Annotated in this window: 18 protein-coding genes; 6 read left to right on the forward strand and 12 right to left on the reverse strand. The window is 73.7% G+C overall.

The genetic code is table 11. The features are described 5' to 3' along the window. Positions 1–70: 70 nt before the first annotated feature. From ACIQU4_RS21100 to ACIQU4_RS21120, 5 genes are all read right to left on the reverse strand, one after another. The gene (locus tag ACIQU4_RS21100; RefSeq protein ID WP_403732755.1) at positions 71–910 is read right to left on the reverse strand and encodes a hypothetical protein; all 840 of its coding nucleotides are present in this window, start codon (positions 908–910) and stop codon (positions 71–73) included. Next, positions 894–1,820 carry a sigma-70 family RNA polymerase sigma factor gene (locus ACIQU4_RS21105; RefSeq protein WP_403732757.1) on the reverse strand — a complete coding sequence of 309 codons (927 nt, stop codon included), beginning with the start codon at positions 1,818–1,820 and terminating at the stop codon, positions 894–896. The genes ACIQU4_RS21100 and ACIQU4_RS21105 overlap by 17 nt, the downstream gene beginning before the upstream one ends. Continuing rightward, complete coding sequence (locus ACIQU4_RS21110; protein WP_403732761.1) at positions 1,817–2,044, reverse strand: hypothetical protein; 228 nt, start codon at positions 2,042–2,044, stop codon at positions 1,817–1,819. Before ACIQU4_RS21110 ends, ACIQU4_RS21105 begins: the two co-directional genes overlap by 4 nt. Positions 2,045–2,189: 145 nt before the next feature. After that, on the reverse strand, positions 2,190–3,563 hold the full coding sequence (locus tag ACIQU4_RS21115) for an ATP-binding protein (protein ID WP_403733116.1): 1,374 nt from the start codon (positions 3,561–3,563) through the stop codon (positions 2,190–2,192). A gap of 121 nt (positions 3,564–3,684) precedes the next feature. Further along, positions 3,685–4,362: a response regulator transcription factor gene (locus tag ACIQU4_RS21120; RefSeq protein ID WP_048479473.1), complete on the reverse strand. Its 678-nt coding sequence runs from the start codon at positions 4,360–4,362 to the stop codon at positions 3,685–3,687. Positions 4,363–4,494: 132 nt separating this feature from the next. On the opposite strand from ACIQU4_RS21120, the gene ACIQU4_RS21125 reads away from it, so the two are divergent. Continuing rightward, complete coding sequence (locus ACIQU4_RS21125) at positions 4,495–5,139, forward strand: hypothetical protein (RefSeq protein WP_403732766.1); 645 nt, start codon at positions 4,495–4,497, stop codon at positions 5,137–5,139. 37 nt (positions 5,140–5,176) lie between these two features. Here the strand turns inward: ACIQU4_RS21125 and ACIQU4_RS21130 are convergent, their stop codons facing one another. Then, positions 5,177–6,082, reverse strand: a complete 906-nt coding sequence (locus ACIQU4_RS21130; RefSeq protein ID WP_403733119.1) for an aldo/keto reductase — start codon at positions 6,080–6,082, stop codon at positions 5,177–5,179. 87 nt (positions 6,083–6,169) lie between these two features. Between ACIQU4_RS21130 and ACIQU4_RS21135 the strand changes: the two genes are divergently transcribed. Next, entirely contained in the window at positions 6,170–7,162 is a 993-nt protein-coding gene (locus tag ACIQU4_RS21135) for a DUF5937 family protein (RefSeq protein ID WP_403733122.1), read from the forward strand. 3 nt (positions 7,163–7,165) lie between these two features. Here the strand turns inward: ACIQU4_RS21135 and cynS are convergent, their stop codons facing one another. Together cynS and ACIQU4_RS21145 are read right to left on the reverse strand one after the other, a co-directional pair. Then, positions 7,166–7,636: a cyanase gene (gene cynS, locus ACIQU4_RS21140; RefSeq protein ID WP_403732768.1), complete on the reverse strand. Its 471-nt coding sequence runs from the start codon at positions 7,634–7,636 to the stop codon at positions 7,166–7,168. 49 nt (positions 7,637–7,685) lie between these two features. After that, on the reverse strand, positions 7,686–8,315 hold the full coding sequence (locus tag ACIQU4_RS21145) for a carbonic anhydrase (RefSeq protein ID WP_403732771.1): 630 nt from the start codon (positions 8,313–8,315) through the stop codon (positions 7,686–7,688). A gap of 124 nt (positions 8,316–8,439) precedes the next feature. On the opposite strand from ACIQU4_RS21145, the gene cynR reads away from it, so the two are divergent. After that, positions 8,440–9,327, forward strand: coding sequence for a transcriptional regulator CynR (gene cynR / locus ACIQU4_RS21150; protein WP_403732774.1), 888 nt, complete (start codon positions 8,440–8,442; stop codon positions 9,325–9,327). A 9-nt stretch (positions 9,328–9,336) separates the two neighbouring features. Here cynR and ACIQU4_RS21155 read toward each other — a convergent pair whose 3' ends face one another. After that, positions 9,337–9,816 carry a hemerythrin domain-containing protein gene (locus ACIQU4_RS21155; protein ID WP_403732776.1) on the reverse strand — a complete coding sequence of 160 codons (480 nt, stop codon included), beginning with the start codon at positions 9,814–9,816 and terminating at the stop codon, positions 9,337–9,339. A gap of 117 nt (positions 9,817–9,933) precedes the next feature. On the opposite strand from ACIQU4_RS21155, the gene ACIQU4_RS21160 reads away from it, so the two are divergent. Beyond that, entirely contained in the window at positions 9,934–10,677 is a 744-nt protein-coding gene (locus ACIQU4_RS21160; protein WP_403732778.1) for an IclR family transcriptional regulator, read from the forward strand. Positions 10,678–10,765: 88 nt separating this feature from the next. After that, entirely contained in the window at positions 10,766–11,092 is a 327-nt protein-coding gene (locus tag ACIQU4_RS21165) for a putative quinol monooxygenase (protein WP_403732780.1), read from the forward strand. 25 nt (positions 11,093–11,117) lie between these two features. Here ACIQU4_RS21165 and ACIQU4_RS21170 read toward each other — a convergent pair whose 3' ends face one another. After that, positions 11,118–12,701, reverse strand: coding sequence for an AMP-binding protein (locus ACIQU4_RS21170; RefSeq protein WP_403733125.1), 1,584 nt, complete (start codon positions 12,699–12,701; stop codon positions 11,118–11,120). A gap of 193 nt (positions 12,702–12,894) precedes the next feature. Further along, positions 12,895–14,736 (reverse strand): hypothetical protein, encoded by a 1,842-nt coding sequence (locus tag ACIQU4_RS21175; protein ID WP_403732783.1) that lies wholly within the window; start codon positions 14,734–14,736, stop codon positions 12,895–12,897. A gap of 260 nt (positions 14,737–14,996) precedes the next feature. On the opposite strand from ACIQU4_RS21175, the gene ACIQU4_RS21180 reads away from it, so the two are divergent. Further along, positions 14,997–16,538, forward strand: coding sequence for an alpha/beta hydrolase (locus ACIQU4_RS21180; protein ID WP_403732785.1), 1,542 nt, complete (start codon positions 14,997–14,999; stop codon positions 16,536–16,538). Between the two features lie 69 nt (positions 16,539–16,607). On the opposite strand, the gene ACIQU4_RS21185 is transcribed toward ACIQU4_RS21180, so the two are convergent. Then, positions 16,608–17,300, reverse strand: coding sequence for an RraA family protein (locus ACIQU4_RS21185; RefSeq protein ID WP_403732788.1), 693 nt, complete (start codon positions 17,298–17,300; stop codon positions 16,608–16,610). Positions 17,301–17,333 lie beyond the last annotated feature (33 nt).

Consider the following 17,333-nt stretch of genomic DNA (forward strand, 5'->3'; position numbering starts at 1 on the left):
ACTAATGCCTTAGTGGAATGGTGCAGCGCAGGGTCACGGTCCGTCAAATCGTTGACCGGCTCCTACCCGATCACGTGGTCCGGAGGCGGGGCGGGAGCCGGGGCGGGGTGCGGGGGCCCGACTTCGGCGGGCGGCCGGGCGCGGCCGTCAGATCGCGGATGCGGTCGGTGAAGTCCGGGTCGGGCAGGGGCAGTTCGAGGTCGTCGTCGACGTAGCTGACGGCGGCCGAGACGTACTCCATGACGGCTTTGACGGTGCCGGCGCCACGCCTGGTCCCGGCTCCGCCGGGCCGCAGCGCCCGTAGGACGCGCAGGGTGGTGGGCAGGCTCGCATCGGCGGCGAGGTCACGCTCCGCCCCGTCGAAGACCACCGTGGCCGCGTCCCGTGCGTCCCGTGCGTCCCCTGAGTCCGATGCGTCCGATGCGTCCGATGCGTCCGGCGCGTCCGGCGCGTCTGCCGCCTGCCCGGTGGCGGTCGGCGCCGTCTGGCGGCGCCACCAGACCGCCTCGTGGTTCTCTCCGAGCGCGAGGTGGTGGAGGTACAGGCAGTACGAGGCGATCGAGTCCCCGGCGCCGGCGGCGTACTGCCACCAGAAGCGGGCGGAGTCCTCGGCGTCGGTGAGCAGCAGGATGCAGCCGAGGACGCGGGCCCCGGAGGGCTGGGGCAGTTTGTGGGTGAGGAAGTCGCCGAGCGCGGCGACGGCGGTGCCCGTGACGGCCGTCTCGCACAGGGCCCGGAGGTCGCGGGCGGCTCCCCGCATGCCCTTCTGCGGTTCGCCGGCCGCGGCGCCGGGCGACCGGGCGCCCACCCCGTGGTGGGGTGCGCCGCCGGTGTCCGCGATGTCGGCGGGCGCGTGCGAAGTGGTGTGGAGTCGGGCGCGGGCCAGTAGCTGGTCAATGGTCGAGGTCACCGGAGACCTCCTCCTCGGCGGTGGTGTCCGGGTACAGGGCGGTGTGCAGGTTGCGCTTGGCGTGCCGTGCGGTGGACCGTACGGAGGCCAGGGAGACGCCCAGTTCGTCCGCCGCCCGGGCCTCCTCCAGTCCGCACAGGTAGAGCAGGACGATGACGTCCCGCTGCATCGGCGCGAGCGCCCCGACGGCCCGGAACAGGGCCATCGACTCCTCGACCTGCCCGATCGGGTCCGGGGCGAAGTCGAGGGCGACCGTGTCGAAGGCGGCCTCGACGAGGGAGGGGCGGCCGTTCTCCTTCGGGGCGCGTTCGAGCACGGTCTGGCGCAGCATCGGCCACGCGAACCGCTCGGGGTTCTCGCTGGCGAGTGCGTCGTGCCACAGCATCAGCAGGAGCGTGAAGACGTCGTCGACCGCCTTCTCGACCAGACCGCCCCGGCGCAGGAACGCCGAGGCGTAGCTGGTGTAGTGCGGGCGGTGCATCTGCTGGAAGGCCCGGAAGTCCAGCGGGGCCGAAGCGGTCGCGGTGCGGTGGCGGGCGCCGCCCTCGTGGAGGCAGTCCTTGATCCACGAGGTGCGCTTGCCGATGTCCTGGGCCGCGATCACCCAGCGCAGCCGCATCGTGTCGTACGGCAGGCCGGGCCGCTCCAGCGCGAGGAGCACCGTACGGACGAACACCCAGCGGGGGTAGCGTCCGACGGCCCGCAGCAGTTCGGAGATGTGCCCTTTGTCCCGGCCGGTGCGTGCCTGGAGCTCGTCCAGCGTCACTCCCCTGCCGTGGATGGCATCGCGCAGCGGCTCCAGCCAGGCGCGGTGCGCCGGTCCGGTGCCTTCGGTGATGGGGCCCAGCGGCCGGCCGGGCTTGCCGCGCCGGCCCTGGGGGAGGTCCTGGGGTGCCGAGTGGAGGTTCATCGCCGCGGCTCCTCGTCCCGGTCGGGCACCTGTGCGGCGGCCCGCTCGCGGCGGCTCTCGGCCACCCCGGTGCCCGCCTGCACGATCTGCTGCACGCCCAGTGCGACCGACGGGATCAGGGCGGTGATGGCTGCGACGGGCTGTCCCGCCACCACCATCACCACGCTGAAGGCGAAGATCGCTAAGAGCGCCACCACGGTGACGATCATCCGGTTGTTCTTCATCGCGCCGTCCTCTGGCTGCTTTTGCGCCTGGTTGGTGTCTGTCCGGGATGCGGCTCATGGCGTTGCCACGCCCCCCTTCAGGAGCCGAAGCAAGCATGGAGTGAACAGAGTTGGACAGGTGCGAAAAAAGCAGAACGGGGAACAATCAGAACCCGGTGTCCGCCCCGCTTCCGTCAGGTTCCAGGGGGATCCTCGCCACCAGGCGGGCGCCCGCCGGCGCGTCCTCGACCGTGAGGGATCCGCCCAGGCGGGTGGCGATGTCACGGGCTATGGCCAGGCCCAGGCCCGTACCTCCCTCGTCCCGGCTGCGGGCGTCGTCGAGGCGGGTGAACCGCTCGAAGACCCGCTCCCGGTCGGCCGCCGCGATGCCCGGCCCGTCGTCGCGGACCTCCAGTACGGCGGTGCGCCGGGGCCCGTCGACGCGCAGGACGAGCCGGACCCGCCGGTCGGCGTGGCGCTGGGCGTTGTCCAGCAGGTTGGTGACGAGCCGGGAGAGCCACAGCGTGCTGCCGCGTACGACGGCCTCGGGAGCGATCTGCACGTCGACGGGGATCCGGTCCCGGCGGCGCGAGCGGGCCGCCTCCCGGGCCACGTCCGCCAGGTCGACCGCGGCGTCCGGCGGCGCCTCCCCGGTGTCCAGACGGGCCAGCAGGAGCAGGTCGGCGGCGAGGTCCTGCAACCGTACGGTGTCCTCCAGGGCCCCGCTGACCAGCTCGCCCCACAGCGCCGGGTCGGGGTGCGCCTGGGCGACCTCCAGCTGGGTGCGGAGCACGGTGATCGGGCTGCGGAGCTCGTGCGAGGCGTCGGCGATGAACCGGCGCTGACGGATCCCGGCGGCTTCCAGCCGGTCCAGCGTGGTGTTCATGGTGACGGCGAGCCGGGCGATCTCGTCCTGGCTGGGCGGCACCGGGACCCGCCGGTGCAGGTCGCGGTCGCTGATCGCGGCGACCTCGGCGCGGATCGCCTCGACGGGCCGCAGCGCCCAGCCGGTCACCCGCCAGGTGACCAGGGCCACGGTGAGCACGAGCAGCGGAGCCACGACGGCGAGCACACCGGTGATGGCGTCGGCGGCGGTGTCGGCCTCCCGCAGGGAGGTCCCGGCGTACACGGTGACCAGCCCGTCCGCGGTGACCGTGGTGACCTGGACGACGCGGTGGCGGCGGTCGCCGCGCGCCGGGCCCTCCTTCCAGGTGTCGCGGACCGTGCCCGGTCTGCCCGGCCGGGCCGGGGAAAGGGCGGGACGCCCGGCGAGGTTGGGGCTCGCCGCCAGCACCCGGCCCTGGGCGTCGACGACCTGGACGAAGTCGGCGCCGCGCCCGGGGGTCACCACGGTGTCGAACCGGCCCGCGGCCACCAGCCCTGCGGTGGAGAGGGCCTGGCGTTCGGCCGCGGCCTGGGCGTCGCGCATCAGGTTGCCGTCGAGGATCCCGAGCAGGGCGAAGGACGCGGCGCCGAGGGCCAGGGCCACCACCGTGGAGGCGCCGAGCGTGGCCCGGGCACGGACGGACCGGGGGCGCAGACGCCGCGCGAGGCCGCGTACGGAGTGCGGGCGCGGGCCCCGCGCGAGGCCGCGGATGCGGCCGCAGGCGCGCAGGAGGACGCCGCCGGGGAAACGGGCGGCGGCGCCGGCCGTTCTCCGTTCAGCCACCGTCGGCCGCCAGCCGGTAGCCCGCCCCGCGGACGGTCTCCACGGCGGCCCGGCCGAAGGGTGCGTCGATCTTCCGGCGCAGGGCGCTGACGTGGACCTCGACGACGTTGAGATCGCCCTCGTACGCCGCGTCCCAGACGTGCTCCAGTATCTCCCGCTTGGGGACGACCTCCCCCGCCCGCCGGGCCAGGTACACGAGGACCGCGAACTCGCGCGAGGTCAGCCGGGCCTCGGTGCCGGCCCGCGTGCACCGCTGCCCGGCCGGGTCGATCACCAGATCGCCGAACTCCATGATCTGCGGGCTGCGGCGGCCGGTGCGCCGGATGAGGGCGCGCAGCCGGGCGACGAGGACCACGTAGGAGAAGGGCTTGGAGAGGAAGTCGTCCGCGCCGGTGTCGAGGGCCTCGGCCTCGTCGTACTCGCCGTCCTTGGCGGTGAGCATCAAGATCCCCGACTCGCAGCCGCTCGCGCGCAGCCGGGCGCAGACCCGGTAGCCGTTGAGTCCGGGCAGCATGATGTCGAGCACGATGGCGTCGTAGTCGTGCTCGCCCGCCAGCCACAGGCCCTGCGGACCGTCGTGGGCCACGTCCACGGTGAAGCCCTCGGCCCGCAGACCCCGCTGGAGGGCAGCGGCGAGCCGCCGTTCGTCCTCGACCACCAGTACGCGCATGGGGACAGGTTCTCAGGTCGTGTCGGCAGCTTGCTGAAGAGGTCTTCAGCCGGCTTCAGCGGAGCTTCAGCATCCGGCGCGCACGATCTGCCCAGCCGGGCAGCGTGCCCGGAGAACGCGAGGAGCATGTCGATGACTCAGTCCAGTCCCCAGCCCGCCGAGCCGCCCGCAGGCCCGGGCGAGGCCAAGACCGCGGCCGACGCGACCGGTGCGGCGGCGGGTCGCCGCGGCCGGCTGGTCCGGCTGGCCCGTGAGGGGCGTACCAGATGGGTGGCCCTCGGGGCGGTCGTCGTGATCGGCGGCGGGTTGGCGGCGGTGGCGGTGGCCGAGCACGGCCACCACGACCGCATGCGGGGCGGTTTCGCCGCCAAGGTCGGTGCGCACGGCCCCGGGGAGAAGCCGATGGAGGGCTGGGCGGGCCCGATGCCGCACAAGGGCGGCGAGCCCGAGGTCGTCGACGGCGACCGCGGCTTCCCGGGCGGAAAGGGAGCGGTGGGCCGCGGTCCGGGCGGCGGCCGGGCGGACGGCTCCGCCAAGGCCGCCCCGGTGCCGCTGCCCGCACTGGCGGCGGCGCAGGCGGTGGAGAAGGCCACGGCCGCCGTCGAGGGCGGCAAGCTCGAATCGCTGCGGGCCGTGGCCCAGCAGGGCGGCGGGAGCGCCTGGCTGGCCGTCGTCCTCGGTCCGGACGGGGTCCGGCATGCCGTGACCCTGGCCGGCGCCGACGGCGCGGTCACCGGCAACACCGTCGCCGGGAAGGGCCCGATCGGTCCCCGCTGACGGTGTGAGGGGGTGGGGGCCGCGTGCCACCCGGCCGTCAGTCGCTGCGGCCGAGGGAGTCCAGGACGGCGAGGTCCTCGGCCGAGAGGCGCAGGGAGGCCGCGGCCACGTTGGCGGTGAGGTGGTCCGGGTTCCCCGTCCCGGGGATGGCCAGGACGTGCGGTCCGCGGTGCAGTGTCCACGCCAGCCGGATCTCGGCGGCGCCCACCCCGTGGGCGCGGGCCACGGCGAGCACCTCCGGGTGCTCGGCGCCGCCCGCGCCCGCTTCGCGTCCCGTGCCGGCGATCGAGTAGAACGGCACGTACGCGACCCCCTGCTCGCCGCAGGTGCGCAGGAACGCCTCCTGCTCGGGCAGGGCGCCGAGTCCGTACAGGTTCTGCACGCAGACCACCGGTGCGATGGCCAGGGCTTCGGCGAGGTGCTCGGGCTGTACGTTGGACAGGCCGAGGTGGCGGATGAGTCCCGCCTCGCGCAGGTCGGCCAGGGCGCCGAAGCGCTCGGCGATCGAATCGGTCCCGACGATGCGCAGGTTCACCACGTCGAGGTGGTCGCGGCCGAGCTGGCGCAGGTTCTCCTCGACCTGGCCGCGCAGTTGCCCGGGGGTGGCGTGCGGCAGGAACTCCCCCGACAGGGCGCGGCCGGGGCCGACCTTGGTGGTGATGACGAGGTCGTCCGGGTAGGGGGCCAGGGCCGCGTTGATCAGCTCGTTCGCGGAGCGCAGCGGGGAGAAGTAGAAGGCGGCGGTGTCGATGTGGTTCACGCCGAGCTCGACGGCGCGGCGCAGGACGGCGATCGCCCGGCCGCGGTCGCTGGGGGTGGCGCCGGGGGCGAACGCCGGGCCGTCCTGGGTCAGGCGCATCGCGCCGAAGCCGAGGCGGTTCACTTCGAGGTCGCCGAGCCGCCAGGTGCCGGATGCCGCCGCGGTGAGGGTCTGAGAGGTCATGGAGGTCATGGAGGTCATGCCGGAATGATCTGCGGGCGGTAGGGTCGGGGCCATTGATTCGGGCATGTGTGAATCCAAGGGGTGGTCCTGCTGGTGGAGTTGGCGTTCTCGGCGGGCGATCTGGCGCAGATGCGGTTCGCTGTCTCGCCTCTCTGGGAGGTGGTGACCAGCTTCCGCCGGCTGCTGAACGACGGGGCCGTGTCGCCCGTGTACCGGCCATGGGCGGAGCAGGTACGGCCCCGGCTGGCGGCCGCCGGGCTGGACCGGGGGTGGCTCGCCGAGCTGATCCCGTCCTCGAAGTACGTGCCCCACTTCCTCAACCCCGCGCCCGCCGGACCGGCCCCCGCCCTGGCGGCGGAGCTGGCCGAGCTGGTGGCGGCACCCGCCGAAACGGTTCGCCGCAATCTCGACCACCTGCGCTACCACCAGGGTCCGCTCGGCCCCCGAGCCCGGGCCCTGCACGCGGACCCGCCGGCCCGCCTGCCGCGGCTGGCGCAGGAGGTCGAGGCGTACTGGAAGCTGGCGCTCGCCCCCTACTGGGCACGGATCCGCGCGGTGCTGGAGGCGGATGTCTTCCACCGGGCCCGGCAGGCCGCCGAGCAGGGCGCGGGGCGGGTCATCAACGAGCTGCACAGCGCGGTGCGTTGGGATGAGAACGCGCTGAGCCTGGTGCGCCGCACTCGGCCGCTGACCCGGGAAATGGCGGGCCGGGGGCTGCTGTTGGTGCCCTCGGCCTTCCTCGGGCCGGGCCTGCTGACCCGGATGACTCCGCCGGATCCGCCGCAGATCGCCTACCCGGCGCGCGGGGTCGGGGCGCTGTGGGCGTCCCGGCCGCCGACCGCGAAGGCGGATGCCGTCGCCGCGGTGCTCGGCCGTTCCCGGACCCTGCTGCTGACGGAGCTGGACGCCCCGGCCTCCACCACCGAACTGGCCCGGCGTACGGGGCTGTCGGCGGCCGGGGTGTCCCAGAGCCTGACGGCGCTGCGCGACGCGGGGCTGGTCAGCGCGCACCGGGCGGGCCGCTCGGTGCTGTACGCCCGCACCACGGTCGCCGAGGCACTGCTCGGCGCCTCCGCGTAGAGCCTAGAACGGCTTGGTCGGGAGGTACTTGCCGTCGAGGGTGATGACGGCGCGCTCTCCGCCGTCCGGGTCGGCGACCTTCTGGACGTCCAGCTTGAAGTTGATCGCGCTGATGATGCCGTCGCCCAACTGCTCGTGGACCAGGGCCTTGAGGGTGGTGCCGTAGACCTGGAGCATCTCGTGGAAGCGGTAGATCGTCGGGTCGGTCGGGATGCCGCCGGGGATCGAGCCGCGGGTCGGGATGGTCCGCAGGAGCCGCGCGGCGTCGGCGTCGAGGCCGAGGAGCTCGGCGACGGCCTCGGCGGAGGCTGCCGGCAGGGGGTGCTGACCGAGCACCGCGGCGGTGACGAAGGCGACGGACAGCCCGGCCGCGTCGGCGATCTGCTGCCAGGAGAGGTCCTTGCGGATCTTGGCGTCGACGGCGGCGACGGCCAGGGCCTGGCGGGCGGAGGGGTCGAACTGGGCGTGGATCACGGGAGGTTCCTCTACGTGGTGGGGTAGCTCAGGGAAGTCGGCAGGGGGTTCAGGCGGCGAGGGCGGTGGACCGGCCGGCGGCCGCGTCGATCCGCTCGACCGTGCCGGTGGGGATGTCGTACACCCAGCCGTGCAGGGTGACGGCCCCGGCGGCCAGGGCGCGGGCCACCGCCGGGTGCGTGGCGAGGTTCGCGAGCTGCGCGGCGACGTTGCCGCGGATCAGGGCCCCGAGCTCGCGCTGCGGCGCCCCGGCCGAAGCCTCCATGGGCGCCCCGGCCGGGGCCGCGTGGCGCAGCCAGCGGGCGATGGCGGGCAGCTCCGCGAGGTCCTGTCCGGCGGCGAGCGCGGTCATGGCGCCGCAGGCGGAGTGTCCGCAGACCACGATGGATCGCACGCCGAGGACGGCGACCGCGTACTCGATGCTGGCGGCGACGCCGTCGCTGCCGCCGGCGCCTTCCACGGCGTGCGGGTGGGCCGGTACGAGGTTCCCGGCGGTCCGGATGACGAACAGCTCGCCCGGCTCCTGCTGTGTGATCAGCTCCGGGACGACGCGGGCGTCGGAGCAGCCGATGAAGAGCGTCTGCGGCCGGTGGGTGGTCGCCAGGTGGGCGAAGAGCTCCGCCTTGGCCGGGAAGACGTCCTGTTGAAAGTGCGCGAGGCCCTCGGTGAGGTCGTGCACGGTCACTCCCTTCGGTGGTGCCGGCCCTGGTCGGGCTGACGAGATCCACCATGCATGACCTGTATCTATAGTGTCCAAGACGTAGTGAGCATGATCGTTATTGCTGCGATCTATACTCGCTTCCATGCCTCTGGAACTGCGCCATCTCCGCTATCTGCTGGCCGTGGCCGAACACGGCAGCTTCACCCGCGCCGCCGAGGAGCTGCACATCTCGCAGCCCACGCTCTCGCAGCAGATCAAGCAGCTGGAGCGGACCGTGGGCGCCCAGCTGCTGGACCGCACGGGGCGCGCCGTACGCCTGACCGACGCCGGCGCGACCTTCGTCCCGTACGCGCGCCGCGCACTCCAGGACCTGGCCGCCGCCGAGCGGGCCGTACTGGACGTCGCGGACCTGTCCAGCGGCAGCCTGCGCCTCGCGATGACCCCGACCTTCACCGCGTACCTACTGGGCCCGCTCGCCGCGGAACTCCACGCCCGCCACCCCGGAATCACCCTGAACGTCAAGGAGGTGACGCAGGGTCAGCTGGAGTCGGCGCTGCTGGCCGACTCCGTCGACCTCGGCATCGCCTTCTCGGGCACGCACCTGCCCGGGATCGGCGCCACCGACCTGTTCACCGAGACCCTCGGCCTCGTCGTCGGCCCCGACCACCCGCACGCCGGCCGCACCGAACCCCTGCCCGTGTCCGAACTCCCCGCCTGTCCCCTCGCGTTGCTCAGCGGGGACTTCGCCACGCGGGCCCACATCGACGCGTACTTCCGCCGGCACCGCGTCGCGCCGCGGATCGCGGTCGAGGCCAACTCCATCAGCGCCCTCACCGAGATCGTCCGGCGCACCGGACTGGCCACGGTGCTCCCCGACGCCCTCACCGGCGACGACACCCCGCTGCACCCCGTCCCGCTCGCACCCGCCCTCCCCGCGCGGACCGTGGTCCTGCTGCGCCGCGAGAGCGCGTACGAGAGCGCCTCCGCCCGCGCCTTCACCACGCTCGCCCGGCAGTGGGCGCACCCCTGAACCGGCCGGTCAGCCCGCGAACACCACCGACGCCTTCTCCTCGGCTCCGATGCGCGCGGCCAGCAGGTCCCGCTGGTCGGCGAGGAGCGCGGCCAACCGCCCCGCGTGGCGGCCGGGTTCGGCGGCGGAGCGGGCGGCGACCGCGTCGCGGTCGGCCCGGAGCGCGTCGGGCGCCCGGTGGTCGGCCACGAAGCGGACGATGCCGGCCACCGCCCCGGCGGCGTCGGGCAGGGCGTCCAGGACGACCGGCCACAGGATCTCGTCCTCGCGGTGGTGGCCGCGTACGACCTCGTCGTAGCGGTGCACGTACCCGGCGATGGCCTCCGCCCGTGCGGGCTCGGCCGGTTCGGCGGCCGCGGCGAGAGCGGCGAGCAGCCCGGCGAGGCGCTCGATGTCGGCCAGGATCGCGCGATGGGCGACCCGGACGCCGGTGAGATCGGCAGCCGCCGGGCCGTGCGGCCTCGCGCGTGCGACGTGTTCGCTGTCCATACGGACGACTGTGCGCGCCCCGTCTCAGCGTCGGGTCAACGTCCGATGAACGCCACCCGTCCACCGCGTCATAGGCTCGGGGGTCCGTCCGGTCACCACCCCGGGAGAACCCCCGCCATGCCGCCCACCGGTCCGCAGTCCGTCGACCGCGCTCTCGCGATCCTCGACGCCGTCGCCGACGCGCCCGGACCGGTCGGCGCCAAGGCCCTGGCCCGCCGGACGGAGTGTTCGCTGTCCACCGCCTACCACCTGCTGGCTCCGCTCACCGCACGCGGATACCTCGTCCGCACCGCGCGGGGGTACGTGCTGGGACCGCGGATCCCCGGGCTGCAACGGAGCCTGCTGCGCCATCTGGAGCCCGCGCCGCGCATGGCCGACCTGCTGACCCGGCTGCGCCGCACCACCGGCGCCGAGGCGTACTACACCGCCTACCGGGGCGGCCTGATCACGGTGGTCGACACCACGGCCCCGGTCACGGACGCGGCGAATCCGTTCACCCCCGGCCGGGAGACCCGGGCGCACGCCACCGCACACGGCAAGGCGCTGCTCGCCGAGCTGCCCCGGCCGCTGCGGCGGCGGTATCTGGCGGAGCACGGGATGGCCCGCCTGACCGGGGCCACCATCACCAGCGCCGAGCTGCTGGAGGCGGAGCTGTCCCGGGTCCGCGGGCAGGGCTTCGCCGTGTCGATCGGCGAGGCCGATCCCGCGTACACCTGCCTGGCCGTCGCCCTGCCGCGCGGCCGGGACCACGACGGCGACGTGGTGCACGCCCTGTCGGTGTCGCTGCCGACCGAGGAGTTCCGGCGGCGCCCGCGGGAGATCCGCACCGCGCTCGGACAAGCGGCGGCGGACTGCGTCTGAGACCGCCCGGCGCGCGGTTTTCCGACGCTGCCGGAAATACGGCGCGATGGGGGTGCGCCGGGCCCGGTGGGGTGCCAGGCTGGTCGGCATGATCTTCATCGCCGTCAGGTTCGACGTCCGTCCGGAGCACAGCGACAACTGGCTCACGCTCGTCGACGACTTCACCCGGGCCACCCGCAACGAGCCGGGCAACCTCTTCTACGACTGGTCGCGCAGCGTCGACGACCCCACCAAGTACACGCTCCTGGAAGCCTTCACCGACGCCGAGGCGGGCGCCGCGCACGTGGCGTCCGACCACTTCAAGGCCGGTATGGACACCCTCGCCGGCGCCATCGCCAGCACGCCGGAGATCATCCACGTCGAGGTGCCCGGCCAGGGCTGGAGCGCCATGGCCGAGCTGTCCCCCCGTAACTGAACCGCCCGGGCCGGCGGCACCGCCGCTACGTGGAGAGCCCCAGCAGGCGGGCCGCCGCCGCGCGCATCTCGACCTTGCGGACCTTGCCGGTCACGGTCATCGGGAACGCCTCCACGACGTGCACGTACCGCGGGATCTTGAAGTGGGCCAGCCGTCCGTCGCAGTACGCGCGGACGGCTTCCGCGCTCAGCGGCGGCGCCCCCTCGCGCATCCGCACCCACGCCATCAGCTCCTCGCCGTACTTGGCGTCGGGGACGCCGATGACCTGCACGTCCAGGACGTCCGGATGGCCGTGGAGGAACTCCTCGATCTCCCGCGGGTACACGTTCTCCCCGCCGCGGATCACCATGTCCTTGATGCGGCCGGTGATGCTCAGGTAGCCGTCCCCGTCCATCACCGCCAGGTCCCCGGTGTGCATCCAGCGCGCGGCGTCGACGGCCTCGGCGGTGCGCTCCGGCTCGCCCCAGTAGCCGAGCATCACCGAGTAGCCGCGGGTGCACAGCTCCCCCGGCTCCCCGCGCGGCACGGTCCGCCCCGACTGCGGATCGACCACCTTGACCTCCAGGTGCGGTCCGACGCGGCCCACCGTCGACACCCGGCGCTCGACCGAATCGTCGGCGCGGGTCTGCGTGGACACCGGCGAGGTCTCCGTCATCCCGTAGCAGATGGACACCTCGCGCATGCCCATCCGGTCGATGACCTCCTTCATGACCTCGACCGGGCAGGGCGAGCCCGCCATGATGCCGGTACGCAGGCTGGAGAGGTCGTACGTGTCGAAGCCGGGCGCGGCGAGCTCGGCGATGAACATCGTGGGGACCCCGTACAGGGAGGTGCACGACTCGGCCTCGACCGCGGCGAGGGTGGCCGCCGGGTCGAACGCCGGCGCCGGGATGACCATCGCCGCGCCGTGGCTGGTACAGGCGAGGTTGCCCATCACCATGCCGAAGCAGTGGTAGAAGGGCACCGGGATGCAGACCCGGTCCTGCTCGGTGTAGTGACACAACTCGCCGACGAAGAAACCGTTGTTGAGGATGTTGTGGTGCGAGAGGGTCGCCCCCTTGGGGAAGCCCGTGGTCCCCGAGGTGTACTGGATGTTGACGGGGTCGTCCGGGCTCAGCTCCGCCGCCGCGCGGACGAGGTCGGCCGGGTCACCGCGGCGGCCGCGCTCCAGGAGGGAGGTCCACTGCGGTGCTTCCAGCAGGACGGTGAACTCCAGATCCGGGCAGCGCGGCCCCACCTCCTCGATCATCCCGGCGTAGTCGGAGGACTTGAAGCGCTCCGCCGCGACGAGCAGCCGGATCCCGGCCTGGCGCAGTACGTACTCCACCTCGTGCGAGCGGTACGCCGGGTTGACGGTGACGAGGATCGCCCCGATCTTGGCGGTGGCGTACTGCACCAGCGTCCACTCGGCCCTGTTGGGGGCCCAGATGCCGACCCGGTCCCCCTTGGCGATGCCCAGGTCCAGCAGGCCCAGCGCGAGGGCGTCGACGTCGGCGGCGAGCTCCGCGTAGGTCCACCGGCGCCCGGCGGCGAGGTCGACGAGGGCGTCGCGGTCGGGGTACCGGCGGACGGTGCGGTCCAGGTTCTCGCCGATCGTGTCGCCCAGCAGCGGTACTTCGAAGACCCCGGATGCGTAACTCGACGACGCTGTGTTCGACGACGCCGTGTTTGACGACGCCGTGTTTGACGACGCGGTGCTCGACGACGCGGTGCTCGACGCGGCAGACACACGTACCTCCTGGACTCGGTGGCGGGGCGGGCCCGGCGGGCCGGCGCCCCATCATGATCCTCTTCGTCGGTCTTCAGCGCAGGCAGCCGACGATCCTGACGGAGGTCTCCGCACTCCCGCTGAGTCCGGACGCCGGATCGGTGGCCGTGAACACCAGCTTGTACGTCCCGTCGGGCAGCAGGGGGACCAGGAAGCGGCCGGCCGCGCCCGCGCCCAGCGTCACCGGCCCGTTCGGCCCGTTGATCCGCCAGCTCGTGTACTGCGGGTCGGTGAGGGGCTGGTCGCCCGGGCGGGTCCGGGCCGTTGCGGCGAACGACTCCTCGCAGCCGCGCCGCAGCCGGCCGCCGCCGGACGGCTGCTGGATGGTGACCGCCGGTGCCTGCGGCTGCTGCCGGGTCGGCGAACCGCTCTGCGACGGGGTTCCCGGCCTGCTCGGGCCGCCCCTGGTCGGGGTCCCGGGACTGTTGGGGCTGCCGGGTGTCGGAGACGTACCGGGCAAGGCGGGCGGGCTCGTCGTGGGCGAAGCACCGGACGTCGGGGCGAAGGGGGAGGAGGAGGGCGGCGCGGAGCCCGTGCCGTCCGTCGGACCCGGCGCCGGGTCGAGTGCGTGCGGCAGTTCCGGCTTGGTGACGGCGGGCGGCGAGGGTGCCTTCGCGGGCTCGGTGGCCTTGGCGTCGATCGTGGCGCAGACCGCGCCGGCGACCAGCTCCTGACTGTCCGGCACCGGCGAGACGTGCAGCTCCTGGTCGTCCGGGCCGCGGCGGTGCGTGTCGAAGTAGCCGTTTCCGGTGAGCGTCTCCGGGTCGCTGTGCTCGACCCAGACCGAGTTGTAGTAGTCGAGACCGGCCTTCTGCTGGTTCCTGCCGGTGACGTGCCAGGCCGTCACCTTGTGGCCCGATGGCTCACCGGCCGCCGGCGCGTCGGCCGGGGCATACAGCCAGCCGTCGCCGAAGAAGCGCGTCGGGGCCTCCGAGGTGCCCGCCTCGTTGGCCGCGGGGAACTGGAAGCCGCCGCCGACCACCAGCTTCCCCTTGGGACAGGACACGGACACGTCCGCGCTGCCGCCCGCGCTCACCGCCACCTTGACGGTGGCCACGGACACGCTCCCCAGCCGGACGCAGATCGGGCGGACGGTGACCGCGTAGTTCGCCTCCGGTGGCTGCGGGTCCTCGATCCGGGTCTGGTGCGTGATGAACTCGGACGAGCGGAGCGGGAACGTGCCGCTGCTCAGCCGACTGCCCGGGTTGAGCGTGACGTAGGGCACGGCCTTGGCGGCGCCGGAGAGCGCCGACTTCGTGGTCAGGCTGTCGAGCGGGACCGGCGCGACCGCGCGGCCCGCCACGCTGCGGCCCGACCGGAACTCGGTGCCCAGCGAGGTGAAGTCGCCGGGGCAGGAGGGCGAGGCGGAGGCGTGCGCGGCCGCGTCCGCGAACGGCCCGTCGGTCGTGAGGTCGTGGATCGTCCCGCCGCCGCCGGCGCTGGTCATCTTGTTGCCCCGGTCGTGGAAGGCGTGCGCCTGCTCCGACCATGTGACGCCGCCCAGGAACTCGGGTTTCGCGTTGACGCACAGCGCGTACGAGGTGAGGGTGGCGGGCGCGGCGTCGGGGTTGTACGCGGCCACCAGCCAGGCATCTCCCGCGAAGAGGCTGCTCGTGGCGAAGCCCGTACCGGTGACGGCGTACCCGCCGCCGAGCGCCTTCTCATGGGGCAGGCAGGCGGCGACCGCGGACTGCTCCCCGCCCGCCGCGACCGGTACGGAGACGCTGCGCTGGACGACCGCCGGGTGCGCTCCGCCGCCCAGCGCCCAGACGCCGGCCCCCACCGCGCCCGACACCACCAGGGCGCCCGCGGTGGCCACGGCGGCCGTTTTGACGGTGATCGCGCTCCCCAGCTTCGCGAGGACTCCAGAGCCCATCGTCGATGCCTCCCCCGGCCGCACGGCCCGCACCTCCCCGCAGCCGCGGGGCGTGGGCAATGTAGCGCTGCGTGCGATACACGTCACAGAGGCTTGAAGTATCGGTTCTGCTACGGACTCCCCGCCCGCAGGCAAAGCCGTCGCACCGCCGCACGGTGGCACTGGTGCCACCCCGGATACGGATGGCAGCGATATCGAGCGCGCGGTCGCCGGCGCGGGACGATCAAGGGGACCGGACGTACCCCAGGGGGAGTTCAGACATGCACGTGTTCAAGAAGCCCGGACGTTGGCTCGCGGCCGCCGCCTGCACGCTGCTCGCCGCAGCGGCCGTGCCCGCCGGCCCGGCGAGCGCCGCGGGCCCCGCGGGCCCCGCGGCAGCGAGCGGCGCGACACCGCCGGCGCCCGGCCGCTACCGGCAGCAGCAGCTCGACTGGCAGCCCTGTGCCGACGGTTCGCTGGAATGCGCCTCGATGTCCGTGCCACGGGACTGGTACCACCCGGACTCCGGAACGGACCTGACGATCGCACTCTCCCGGCACCGGGCGGCGGATCCGGCGAAGCGCCGGGGCGTGCTCATGATGGCGGCCGGCGGCCCCGGGGCCTCGGGGCTCCCCCGGCCGGCCCGGCTCGCCTCCTACAGCCCGAAGCTGGCGGCCGCGTACGACATCGTCAGCTTCGACCAGCGGGGCGTGGGGGCGAGTACACGGGTCGTCTGCTCGGACCAGGACAAGGTCGACGCCATGTTCGGCGGCGCCGATCTGCGCGACCGCTCGGCGGCCGCCGTCCGGCGGACCTTCGACCGCGCGCGGGAGTTCGTACGGGACTGCGAGCGCAACTCGGGCGGGTTGCTGCCGTACATCACCACCGATCAGGCCGTCCACGACATGGACCTGTACCGGGAGTTGCTCCGCGCGGAGCAGATCTCGTACTACGGGCCCTCGTACGCCACCTTCCTCGGTGCGTACTACGCGACCGAGTTCCCCCGCCGCGTGGAGCGGGTCGTCCTCGACAGCAACATCGACTTCACCGGGGACTGGCAGTCCTTCCTGACCGGGCAGCCGATGAGCTTCCAGCGCCGCTTCGAGCAGGACTTCCTGCCGTGGCTGGCGGCCAACGACGCCACGTACCACCAGGGGCGCACCCCCGAGGAGGCCAAGGCCTCGTACGAGCGGGTGCGGGCGGCCCTGCACGACCGGCCGCTGGACGTCGAGGGGACGGTCATCACGCCCAACCACCTCGACGCGGCGGCCACGAACGCCCTCTACAACGCCGGCCAGTTCGCGGATCTCGCCTCGCTCCTGGGCTTCCTGGAGCATCCGGAGCAGGCTCCGGCGCAGACGCGGAACGCGGTCGCCGCGAAGCTCAAGCACCTCATGGGCGCGGAGTTCGTCGCCGACTTCACCTCGGTCACCTGCGGCGACACCCCGTGGAAGCGCGACAGCCGCTACTGGGTGAAGGAGAGCGCCGAGGCCACGCGCACCCATCCGCTGGCCGGGGCACGGGAGTTGACCTATGCGGCGGTCTGCGCGAACTGGCCGCGCTCCAAGGCGCCGCACATCAAGGTCACCGGTGAGGGGCTGCCGCCGGTGCTGATGCTCAACTCGAAGAACGACCCGGCGACGTACTACGAGGCCGCCGTGCGCGCCCACCGGGGGCTGGCCGGGTCACGGCTGGTCACCGTCGGGGGCGGCGACCACGGCCAGTTCCAGAACGGCAACGCGTGCGTCGACGCCTACGTCGAGGGCTATCTGCTGGACGGCGCCCTCCCGGCGGAGGACACCGCGTGCCCGGCGGCGCGGTGACCCGGCCGCCCGCACGAGGACCCGCCGCCGGGTGACCGGTCCTCGCCCGCCTTCCGTACGGGGGCGCCGTCACTCCTCGATGGCGCCGCCCATCCGGCGCAGGTGCCGGCGGAAGGTGTACGAGGGGTCGGCCTCGCGCAGGACCAGGTAGTCGGCGAAGGCCGTCTGGCTGCGCAGGGTCTCGCCCGAGCGGATCCGGCGGGCCTGTTCGCGCTCGGTCTCGCGGATCGCGAGCGCGGTGTCCAGCACCTCCTCGACGCGGTCCGCGGGCACGAACAGCACCCCGTCGGCGTCGCCGAAGACGAAGTCCCAGCCGCCGACGAGATGCGGCCCGAACCGGGCGGTGACCAGCGCCTCGGGCTCGCGTTCGTCCAGCCGCACCGGCCCGGGCGGGTGGCTTCCGTAGCTGAAGACGGGCAGGCCGATCTCCGCCAGCTCGGGCGTGTCGCGGTGCAGCCCCCACACCACGAGGCCCGACAGGCCGGCGGTCTCGGCCTCCAGTGCGGTGAGGTCGCCGACGCAGGCCTCGTCCGTCCGGCCGCCGTTGTCGATGACCAGGACGTCGCCGGGCTCGGCGGATCCGTACGCCTCCAGGAACACGTCGACGCTGCCGTAGTGGCGCACCGGCAGCGCGCGCCCCGCGACCCGGTGGCCGGGCAGCACCGTGCGGATGCCGGGCGGTGCCACGCGCAGCGGCACGCCGCCGCGGACACAGGCATCGGCCACGAGCGGCGTGGACAGGTCGGTGAAGGCCTTCAGCATGCCGTCTCCCCTTCTTCTCCCGAACGGACGGCT

The sequence above is a fragment of the Streptomyces sp. NPDC090741 genome (assembly GCF_044769045.1).
Taxonomy (GTDB): Bacteria; Actinomycetota; Actinomycetes; order Streptomycetales; family Streptomycetaceae; genus Streptomyces.

Bases quoted from the DNA above. Each gene is read 5' to 3' on its own strand.
- ACIQU4_RS21105 (WP_403732757.1), bottom strand. From the start codon at position 1,820: ATGAACCTCCACTCGGCACCCCAGGACCTCCCCCAGGGCCGGCGCGGC.
- ACIQU4_RS21110 (WP_403732761.1), bottom strand. From the start codon at position 2,044: ATGAAGAACAACCGGATGATCGTCACCGTGGTGGCGCTCTTAGCGATC.
- ACIQU4_RS21120 (WP_048479473.1), bottom strand. From the start codon at position 4,362: ATGCGCGTACTGGTGGTCGAGGACGAACGGCGGCTCGCCGCTGCCCTC.
- ACIQU4_RS21125 (WP_403732766.1), top strand. From the start codon at position 4,495: ATGACTCAGTCCAGTCCCCAGCCCGCCGAGCCGCCCGCAGGCCCGGGC.
- ACIQU4_RS21130 (WP_403733119.1), bottom strand. From the start codon at position 6,082: ATGACCTCTCAGACCCTCACCGCGGCGGCATCCGGCACCTGGCGGCTC.
- cynR (WP_403732774.1), top strand. From the start codon at position 8,440: ATGCCTCTGGAACTGCGCCATCTCCGCTATCTGCTGGCCGTGGCCGAA.
- ACIQU4_RS21155 (WP_403732776.1), bottom strand. From the start codon at position 9,816: ATGGACAGCGAACACGTCGCACGCGCGAGGCCGCACGGCCCGGCGGCT.
- ACIQU4_RS21160 (WP_403732778.1), top strand. From the start codon at position 9,934: ATGCCGCCCACCGGTCCGCAGTCCGTCGACCGCGCTCTCGCGATCCTC.
- ACIQU4_RS21165 (WP_403732780.1), top strand. From the start codon at position 10,766: ATGATCTTCATCGCCGTCAGGTTCGACGTCCGTCCGGAGCACAGCGAC.
- ACIQU4_RS21175 (WP_403732783.1), bottom strand. From the start codon at position 14,736: ATGGGCTCTGGAGTCCTCGCGAAGCTGGGGAGCGCGATCACCGTCAAA.
- ACIQU4_RS21180 (WP_403732785.1), top strand. From the start codon at position 14,997: ATGCACGTGTTCAAGAAGCCCGGACGTTGGCTCGCGGCCGCCGCCTGC.
- ACIQU4_RS21185 (WP_403732788.1), bottom strand. From the start codon at position 17,300: ATGCTGAAGGCCTTCACCGACCTGTCCACGCCGCTCGTGGCCGATGCC.